The sequence below is a fragment of the Anaerobiospirillum succiniciproducens DSM 6400 genome (assembly GCF_000482845.1).
Lineage (GTDB): Bacteria > Pseudomonadota > Gammaproteobacteria > Enterobacterales > Succinivibrionaceae > Anaerobiospirillum > Anaerobiospirillum succiniciproducens.
In genome coordinates, this window is record NZ_AXWV01000098.1 from 1 (window position 1) to 10,042 (window position 10,042).

Consider the following 10,042-nt stretch of genomic DNA (forward strand, 5'->3'; position numbering starts at 1 on the left):
GACAGTATGCACAGTTTTACGAGTTACATGTACCTCATTGGCTATGTCTTTTGGAGATTTGCCAGAATTCGCTAATGAGAGAATTGTGGCATTCCTAAAGGCTGTGTGTGTCTGGTTTCTTTCTCTCAGAACTTTAGCAACATCAGCTGCTTCATCGTTACTGAGACGAACAATTTTGGTTACTGGGCGTGACATAAAAAGGAACTCCTGCCAGGATGTTCCTCTAATATATCACTTATACAGTGTTTAATGCTAAATTAGTGTATATACTTATGGAACGCTATACTAGGCCAAATTTTTCTGGGTAGTAGTTAACTAATTCTGTTATCTCATCATAGTCGTATCCTGTGGCCTTATACGCACTAAGCATGAAGTCGCAATCACCTTGCAAAAGTTGTTCTTCAACAACTTCATATGGTGGAAAATCTCCGATATCTGAGCGTTTGATGACTTTTTCAACTTCTTCAAAAGGAATATTTAAGATCCATCCAATAACCTCAGATTCAACGCCTTTCTTGTGATACTTTAAGATCTCTTGTTTTGTCGCCTTGTCTGCCATGAATTACTCCTGATTAACCTTTGATGTTCTTATGCTATCACATGAGCTCAAAGTTCATATCATATGTGCAAAATACACATCAAGCTGATGATTCTTTAGTGTGGCGGGGCTCTTTGGACAAGAGTCGCTAGCTTTGAACACTCTGACTTGCTGCATCAAATGCGCAAGCTTGTGAAAATGGGGATGCGATTGACGATGCGATTTTAGATCGTGAATGGTAGGGCGGAATAAAAAACGGGACCTAGATGAGGTCCCGTTTTGGCCACATGATGTGGCTTGAATTAGTTTAGCAAAGTCTTAATCTCTGGACTTGTTCCTAAACTCTTCGAGTGCCTGATTTAATGACACTGTAAGCTCCTCAGCATTAATAGATTCAGCTTGTGAAGCTACTTCTTGTGGAGCAGCAGCACTTGCGCTCTCTTCTTGAGCAAGAGAATCTACTTCATTGTCATCAAGCTTGGCCTTTACCTTGCGACGGCGACGACGTGGCTTTTGCTCTTCGCCATCTTCATCCTCAAAGTAAGGACGCTCGACTTCATCAGATGCAGCTAAGGCACGCTCAGCAGCCTCTTGAGCTGCGATGGCCTCTTCTAAATCATCCTCGTCGTACTCAAATACGGCGGTTAATGACTCGATAGTGGTTTCGCTAGCTTCTCCCTCATCACGGATATAGCCAACAGTTGGATCATAACCACGTGAGTCAATGATGGAGCTGTCGAGTACGGAGCTATCATCAAAGCCTGATACAGCCTCAGTTATGGTAGTGCGGATGTTGCGAGCACGGGCATCATTGTCGATGTCCTCAACCTGCTCATCACGCATTACACGAGCATAACGTGCAGACAGACGGTTGTTGCGATCTGCAGACCAGAAGTCACCATGCTTATGGCTATGAGCATAAACATGATCATCTTGCTCAACCTCATCAGAGGTGTCATCAGCATCAACCTCGTCATAAACAACGGTATTACGCTGTGCTCTTACCTCAGGCTCGGCCTTTAAGCATGCCTCTTGTGTATCTGCCTGAGCAACTGTCTCTTGAGGAGCAGACTCTGCAGCACAAGCACATGGAGCCTGGGCTTCGCAAGGATCTGCATCGCTTGGGGCAGCATCGCAAGGAGTGGCAGAGTCAACAGTGCTAGCAGCTGCCTCAACAGGGGCAGCGCTAGCGATAGCTGCAGCTATGCCCTGAGCTTCCTTGTCAGCTGTGCACTTGTGCTCTGACTGTGCCTCTACTTTAGCTTGCTCATCTTTAGTTGAGCACTGACAAGCTTGAGCTTCAGCCTTCTTGGCAGCAGCTTGGGCCTTTTTGGCAGCAGCGCTCTTACGTGGCTTCTTTACAGCCTTAATAAGAGGCTCGATTGGCTCAAGAACAGCAGCTTCACAAGCTGGACGATTAAAGGTCTCAGCCATTAAAGATGCTGCCTCTTCATCGTTCATGCTTAAAGATGCATCAGCGCAGGTATTGCACTTAGCACCGTGTAAGCCACCGGCGATCTCTACCTTGTTAAACTCCATGCCTGAGTCAAACTCTTGTGACTCATGCTCAGTTGTGAAGGTAAGTTCAACTTGTGCTGGCTCAGAAATGGTCTCAACCTCAGCTGATACATCAGCCTCGTTGTAACCACCTTGTGACTCAGCCTTGGTAAAGTCGACGCCATCATCATAGGAGCGAGACTTAGTATCGCCATTAAATGGGATGTCATTGTTTGGACCTTGGCCCATTGGAGCACAAGTAAAGTCATCCTCTTCAAAGGTAAAGAGCTTGATAGTGCTTAAGTTATCAAGATCAAATACGGCTGCATCATCAATACCCACTGTACGTGGATTGAGCTCAACCTTAACCTTTGGCTTGCTTGGACGACGCTCCTTGCGATCGCCACGAGAGCGGCGATCAGAACGCTCTGCTCTCTCTGGACGTGAACGACGCTCTTGAGGAGCCTCATTGTCATTACGCTCAGTGCTTGCAGCCTCATTTGCATCGCTATCGCGACGTGGACGACGCTCGGTACGCTCAGGACGCTCAGCACGTTCAGGTCGTTCGGAGCGCTCTTGACGCTCTACACGCTCGGAACGTTCAGGGCGTTCGGTGCGCTCTTGACGCTCAGCACGCTCGGTGCGCTCAGAATTACCTGATGGGCTGTCGGCGTATGGATTGATCTCAGTGTCAAACTGTTCTACGCGCTCAGCACGTGGACGACGCTCCTTACGACGGTTGTTGCGTGGCTCTTCTTCGTTAGCCTTCTGGAAGAAACCAACATTCTCCTCGTAAGCATCTGATCTAGTATCAATTTCAGACTCAACGCGAGGTGCTCTTTCAGGGCGTGGACGACGCTCGGTACGCTCTGGACGCTCGGCACGTTCGCCGCGCTCTTGGCGCTCAGAACGCTCGGAGCGCTCTTGACGCTCAGGGCGGCTGCGGCGCTCTTGAGTGCTCTCAGAATCAAAACGCTCAGATAAGTTTTGGTTATTGCGCTCGGCAATTTCCTCACGGTTTTGACGCTCACGAACTGGACGATCACCACGCTCAGAACGCTCAAAGCGCTCAGTCTTACGGCGATCACGCTCCTCACGAGATGGACGCTCATTACGCTCACCACGCTCGGTGCGTTCATTATTACGCTCTTGACGATCGCTATTACGGTCATTGCGGCGACGATTGTTATTGTTGCGGCGTGGACCACGATCGTTGCGCTTGTTGCTATCGCGTGAAGCGCTGTCCTTGTTGTCTATGGTAGCTCCTTGAGCTTCGCTCTTGTTTTGCTCGGAAGCATCATTGTTCTTTAAGATACCGCCGATGAAAGAGAAGAGTTTAGAAAACAAACCACCTTGCTTTTCTTTACTACCAGCATCGGTGATCACGGCATTGGACTTATTGCCCTCAGCACGGTTGTTTCTACGTTCGTTCTTTACATTGATGGTGTGACCATCGTTATTAGAGTTGTCTACAATGGGAGCTGGCAGGTTAACGGTGATGTCCTCGGTGTAAACCATTGGAGTATCAGAACGCTTTTGCTTGCCTTGCTTCTTGTTTGCAAACTCACGACGTAACATGCTCTCCTGAACTTGTGCACGAGCTGCAGCTGCACGCTCTTGCAAAATTTCAGTTGGATCAGCATTACCTGAGTAATCTAAAGGCAGGTTACGGGCGTTGTTTAAGACGCGGTGTACTTCGTAGCTTGGAGCCATCATATGAGGATCTGGGATCACGGTAACCTTGATGCCAGTGGTCTTTTCGATTTTTTCAAGCTGACGACGTTTATTGTTGAGAATGAAAGTGGCGATCTCTACAGGAGCGAAAGCCATTACATCTCCGGTGTGCTCTTTATGCGCTTCTTCCTCGACCAAGCGCATGATGGAAAGAGCGAGGGACGCCGTATCACGAATGGTGCCCTGGCCTTGGCACATTGGGCATACGTGGCTAGTAGACTCCTCTAAAGATGGACGCAGTCTTTGACGTGACATCTCAAGGAGACCAAAGCGAGAAATACGAGAGAACTGAATACGTGCACGATCCTGACGGCAGGCCTCACGCATACGGTTTTCAATTTCTCTTTGGTGCTTAACTGGAGTCATATCGATAAAGTCGATAACTACCAGACCGCCCACGTCACGAAGTCGCAGCTGACGGGCAATTTCTTCAGCAGCTTCGATATTGGTCTGCAATGCAGTTTCTTCAATATCACCGCCCTTAGTTGCCTTAGCTGAGTTAACGTCAATGGAGGTTAAAGCTTCGGTAGGATCGATAACGATAGCACCACCTGATGGCAGACGTACTTCACGTAAGTAAGCTGACTCAATCTGGCTCTCAATTTGGTATTTAGAGAATAATGGGATATCGCCACGATACAGACGAACGCGATCAGAGAACTCAGGACGTACGAGCTTGATGTGGTGAACGATCTTCTCGTAGACCTCTTTGCTATCAACTAAGATCTCGCCAGTATCTGGACGCAGATAATCGCGGATAGCACGGATCGCAACAGATGACTCTTGGTGAATTAAGAAAGGAGCTTTTTTAGAGGCAGCAGCCTTCTTAATCATTTCCCAAAGCTTAGTTAAGATGGATAAGTCCCAAGACAGTTCTTCAGCTGACTTGCCCACACCAGCAGTACGGATGATGGCACCCATACCCTGTGGGATATCAATGCCTTGAGCTGCAGCACGCATCTCAGCACGATCTTCACCCTCGATACGACGGGAAATACCGCCAGCACGTGGGTTGTTCGGCATTAAGACGATGTAAGAGCCTGCAAGAGAAATGTAGGTGGTTAAAGCGGCACCCTTAAGGCCACGTTCTTCTTTTTCAATCTGAACGATAACTTCCTGACCCTCTTTAAGGGCAGTCTTAAGAGCATTGTGATCGCTAAAATTAGTGCCCTCAGGATAGTACTCGCGAGAAACTTCTTTTAGCGGTAAGAAACCGTGGCGCTCAACGCCATAGTCAACGAAAGCAGCCTCTAAGCTTGGCTCAATACGGGTAATAACACCCTTGTAGATATTGGCTTTCTTATTAGCATGCTGAGGGGATTCAATATCAAGGTCGTATAGCTTATTACCATCGACCAGCGCAACACGCACTTCTTCTTCTTGCGTGGCGTTGATAAGCATTCTTTTCACGGAAAAGATCCTTATGAGGCGATCTCTTGTAATCAGAACGCAGTTTCACACCAAGCACCATCATCTTGTAAGCTCATACATTGAGCACTAGCCATGAACCATGCCTAAGTAAGGCAACTAGCCACAGCCATGAGCCAAGCCTAAGTGAGGCATGTAGCCGTAGCCATGAATTAAGCTTTAAAACAGCAACTTCATAAGCTAGGCATTTAGCCCAAGATATCTAGTGTTGGCAATATTGTTGGAGATACTTTATTTGAAAAGTGCAATTTGACCGAACGCCCTGCACTACTAGCTTTCCTAACCAAGATACTAATAAGTCCACCACGAAAAACATGAATGATCTCATCAGCACCTTACAAGGAGCATAGCAATACGTCAGATCGTTTATATCTTTGCCACAAGCTAAAGACTCAAGTTACTAGACCATAAAGCCTTAGTAAAAACTCTTATCTTTAAGACCAACATCTAAGCATCAAAACTCAAGTCATCTTAACCAAAACGTCTTAGCATTAGGCTCAAACTCATAAGATGAGCTCTTGAGCGACTAAGTTTTGCTCAAAGGGTCTTTAGTGTACCAGTTAAGACTTTTAGCTACAGGCTAGCCTGTTTGCTGAAAATCTTAAGCTGCATAAAGCAGCATCAAAGACTGGTAGTGCTTTGCAAACATAAGTTTGTCTGAGCCTTTCACATAAATCTCTAGCTACAAGTGCGCATAAGTAACTGCAATTTAGCCTAGATCTTTTAGTGAAAGTGACTATCAGTACTTAAGATAAGTAAGTATCTTTGATTAAAGACTTACTTATCCTCATTACAATCCTCAAAAAGTACTGCCAAGATGCTCAAAGAATGAAGCGTCTTTAAAACATCTAAACAATACTGCTTAACTCAAAAGTCAGTGCGCTAAGGCTAATTTAAGCAAAGGCCGTCGTGATAAAGACCGTGTAATTACAGTGGGTCGATAGTTTAGATACGCTTTAAGCGCGATGTAACGGCACCAATTCTTTAGACTGATTGTCCTTTAGCCACATAAGCAAACTGAGATTGTCGTTAAAAGTGAAACCGGGCGAGGCCTGTTAGGAGAAGCTAGGTAATGTTAAAGAAACAAAGCTTCATGCGGCCTAAAAGCCAAGAAACTGATGCTTATTTCTTTTAAAAACCTGCTTTTAACTATCTCCCTTTTGTCTAGGTCTTACTCGCAGTAGTAATCTGATTTCAAACAGAAACCGGCATTTGTAATACACAAGGCGAAGCTCACCTTACTTCCTTGAAGAGGGGACAGGGCCTTGCAACCGTGACGTCTCTTAATCCCTTCCTAAGATCACCTGACTACACTACTTTCAAGAGACCTTGTTAGGGGCCCTCTAAAAAGCTTAGTAGCTCTGATAGATAAGCTGTTGAGCGCTACTTAAAAGCTTGTAGCTAAATATAAGCTACATAAGTCTCATGCTAATAACTCATGCAGATCGCTGCATGGTCCGTAAGTGAGCTTTTAACAAGCTAAAGAGCGATAACTTATGTGTCAGTGCTAAGCTTTAAGCTCATGCAAAAGCTCGTGTGTAACTAATGAGCTTTAGCAAGCTTGTTGTGAACAAATCACACTCGACAAGCGCACTGATACGACGGTTTAAAGCTTATGGCCTGTTTAGTTAGAACAAACAGTACATTAAGAACAAGTTACGATCAGCCTTGAGTATTGATACCTTAAACTTGGAAAAAAAACTAAAGCCTCTGCGCCTCATGGCATTTAAAGCTGCAGTTTTAAGCCCAAGCTCTATCTAGCATTTGACAATGGTGTTTAAAGCTAGAGTTACAACTTTGAAAAGGTATAAGACTCAAGCGATATCATAAGTTGCGCTATGTGCTGAATTTGCCAAGGCATTTGCACTAAAGCGTCGGCTTAAGTATCAGACGGCAGTCAAAGGTCACGACGTATGACAGTGCCATACAGAGCGTCACCAGGATAGGTTCTAGGTCATGTCTTAATACCACAATAAACCTATCTTGACTGTGGCTTATTATCTGACAAAACATCGCAACTAAACAAGTTATCTAAGCACTTTTAACAGTGATTTGCCTAAAAGCTCCAAAATCCACCACAAAAGATCGCCCACAACACACTAATCCTATCATCACAAATCCGATACAAATCGGGCTTTAGCCATCTAAAGCAAATGACAGCAACATCAGTACATCAACGCACTACTAGCCAACTAAAACTTAATATATGGTTTAAAACACATCGTGGTGCACTTTGAGCGCACATCACCATGAACACAAGCTACCAAAACAATCCCCATTACCCATTATCCGCGCACAACCATATCCAAGCTGCCGCAGCAAACATAAGAAGCATGCAAAATCAGCAAGCAACAACGAGCATCATGCCATCAAGTCACTAGACGCTAAAGCCAGCCGCCCATTCATGGATTGAGTGCACTTACCTCTTAGGCCAGGTACGTACGTCTTAGACCAGAGCAAGAACATCTTATTACAGAGCAAGTACGTTATAGGCCTGTGCTGTACATCTTAGGCAGTACCAGTAACCGAGGTCTACGCGCGATGATGCTGATAAGTGTAAGGCAGTTAAAATAAGATAAATATGCCTCTTATGCGCGAAAGAAGAGAGGGTAAGGGAGCGAGTGCTTTTAGCAAAACTTTTGGTATGCGCATTAACTTTTGGTAAAATAGACGTTTTGTGCAAAACGAACCTATCATGAGGATAGGTAAGTAGGATGTTGAGGAAGATGCGATGGCTGATGATAACAATCAGACCCAGTTTAAAGTAACCTACAAGACCGCATCAGTAGATGATGATGGCCAGCGCTTAGATAACTACCTTGCCCGTGTGCTTAAGGGAGTTCCGCGCAGCATGATTTATCGCATCCTGCGTCGTGGTGAGGTGAGAGTAAACAAGGGTCGTGTATCTCCATCGTACAAGCTCAAAGCTGGTGACGAGATTCGTGTGCCTCCAGTACGTGTAAGTACTGGACCTGTTACCATCCCATCATCAAATCTTAAGTTAGTACAAGATCTTAAAAACCGTATTCTCTTTGAAAACGATCTCATCATCGTGGTGGATAAGCCAGCCGGTTTAGCCGCTCATGGTGGCTCTGGTATTGAGTTTGGTCTTATCGAGGCCATGCGAGCTTTATATCCTCAAGAGTCATTTTTAGAGTTAGCCCACCGTCTCGATCGTGATACCTCCGGTGCTCTCATTATCGCTAAGCGCCGTGCCGCGCTGCGTAATTTACATGAGCAGTTTAGAAACCGTGTGGTTAAAAAGCGCTATTTAACCTTAGTTCCTGGCAAATGGGATCGTAAGATTAACCTCGTTAATGCCCCGCTCATTCGTAATGAGCTACGCTCAGGTGAGCGTATGGTGGAGGTTAATTTTAAAGAAGGCGCTCCATCCTCAACCGGTTATGACATCGTCGAGAGCTTTGGCACTGAGGCTACCTTAATGGCTGCTATGCCACATACTGGTCGTACCCACCAAATTCGTGTGCATTCAGCCTATGTAAAGCACGCCGTTGGTGGTGATGAAAAGTACGGCGATAAGACCTTCAATGCGCTCTTACGAAGCCTAGGTATGCATCGCATGTTCTTGCATGCCTTCCGTGTTAGCTTCATCGACCCTGCTACTAATCGTGTAGTCAAGGTCGAGGCTCCGCTGCCACCTGAGCTTGAGCAAATCCTTGAGGTGCTGCGCAAGCGCAACTAGATTAAGCTCAGTAGATCGAGGTTCTGTGCGTAAACCACAGCAAACAATACATAGCAACAGATTTCATTAAAAAGCTCTGTAGTCGCAAGATCACAGGGCTTTATTTGCGCCTAGCGATCTCAAAGATAGATCATCGCAATAAAGATCGTCACATGCTCATGGGACTACTGTAAGAACTATGCAAGTCTGTTTTAGGCTGCACAGTAGCATTTATGTAAAGTTTGGCTTAGTTTAGCCGTCGGCGTTCTGATAAGTTCTATTATTTTTTTACGCTGTTGCTAGATGAAATGCTTTGCTTGTGTATACTTTAGTCTTGCTGCACATATAAAGTAGCAGGTATAAGCAGCTATTTTTAGCAGCCATATGGTGCTGCCAATGCTTGCCGATAGTTTTGCAGCTTAGTTTAAGCAGCAAGTTTTGTGGCCACAGCTTAAGTGGCTTAATGATAATCAAAGATAGGAACAATACCGTGTCACTAAAGGCAGATGAAGGATTAAGAGAATGCCTCCAAGAGGTTAAACTGTTTGCTTTTGATATTGATGGCACGGTCACTGATAGTATTGAGCAGATCATTATCTGCTTTCAGCGTACCTTTGAGTACGCCAATCTGCCAGTGCCTACTCCTGAGCAGATCAAGGGCACTATTGGCATGACTTTGAATAAGGGTATTCAAAGTTTGCTGCCAGATCCGACTGATGAGCGTTTGGCTTTAGAGACTACTCAGCTTTATCGCGATACCTTTTCTGTAAGCCCGGATATCAATGTTTCTATTCTCTTTGATGGCATCTTAGATACTTTTAAGGCTTTAAAGTCCAAAGGCTATATGATCGCCATGGCAACAGGTAAGTCACGCGTGGGTGTAGATCGCCTCCTTGATGATTGCCCAGAGCTTAAGGACTATTTTGAGATCATTTGCACTGGAGACAAGTGCGAGTCTAAGCCATCACCTGCCATGATTAATGAAATCAGTGCGCTCTCTGGCGTTCCTGTTGGCAAGATCATGGGGGTAGGCGATGCCATCTTAGATATTCAGATGTTTAGAAACGCTAAATGCCATGAGCTCGGTGTATTAACTGGCGTAGCTGATTTTTATGCCATGGACGACTTCGATACTGAGTTTATCCTGCCAAAGGCTACCGATA

The 10,042-nt window shown here is 45.4% G+C and carries 4 protein-coding genes and 1 pseudogene; 2 read left to right on the top strand and 3 right to left on the bottom strand.

Annotation, left to right across the window (positions count from 1 at the left end; translation table 11 throughout):
* From H524_RS15560 to H524_RS18005, 3 genes and pseudogenes are all read right to left on the bottom strand, one after another.
* Window positions 1-195 (bottom strand): hypothetical protein (locus H524_RS15560; RefSeq protein WP_044122139.1); only part of this gene is annotated, 195 nt, incomplete at its 3' end.
* An 85-nt stretch (window positions 196-280) separates the two neighbouring features.
* Entirely contained in the window at window positions 281-559 is a 279-nt protein-coding gene (locus tag H524_RS0111030; RefSeq protein WP_027940255.1) for a hypothetical protein, read from the bottom strand.
* Between the two features lie 3,150 nt (window positions 560-3,709).
* A pseudogene (locus tag H524_RS18005) lies at window positions 3,710-5,179 on the bottom strand (Rne/Rng family ribonuclease); the annotation flags it as partial.
* Window positions 5,180-7,928: 2,749 nt separating this feature from the next.
* Between H524_RS18005 and rluC the strand changes: the two are divergent.
* Window positions 7,929-8,900: a 23S rRNA pseudouridine(955/2504/2580) synthase RluC gene (gene rluC / locus H524_RS0111040; RefSeq protein ID WP_027940256.1), complete on the top strand. Its 972-nt coding sequence runs from the start codon at window positions 7,929-7,931 to the stop codon at window positions 8,898-8,900.
* 469 nt (window positions 8,901-9,369) lie between these two features.
* Window positions 9,370-10,042 (top strand): HAD hydrolase-like protein (locus tag H524_RS0111045; protein WP_027940257.1); only part of this gene is annotated, 673 nt, incomplete at its 3' end.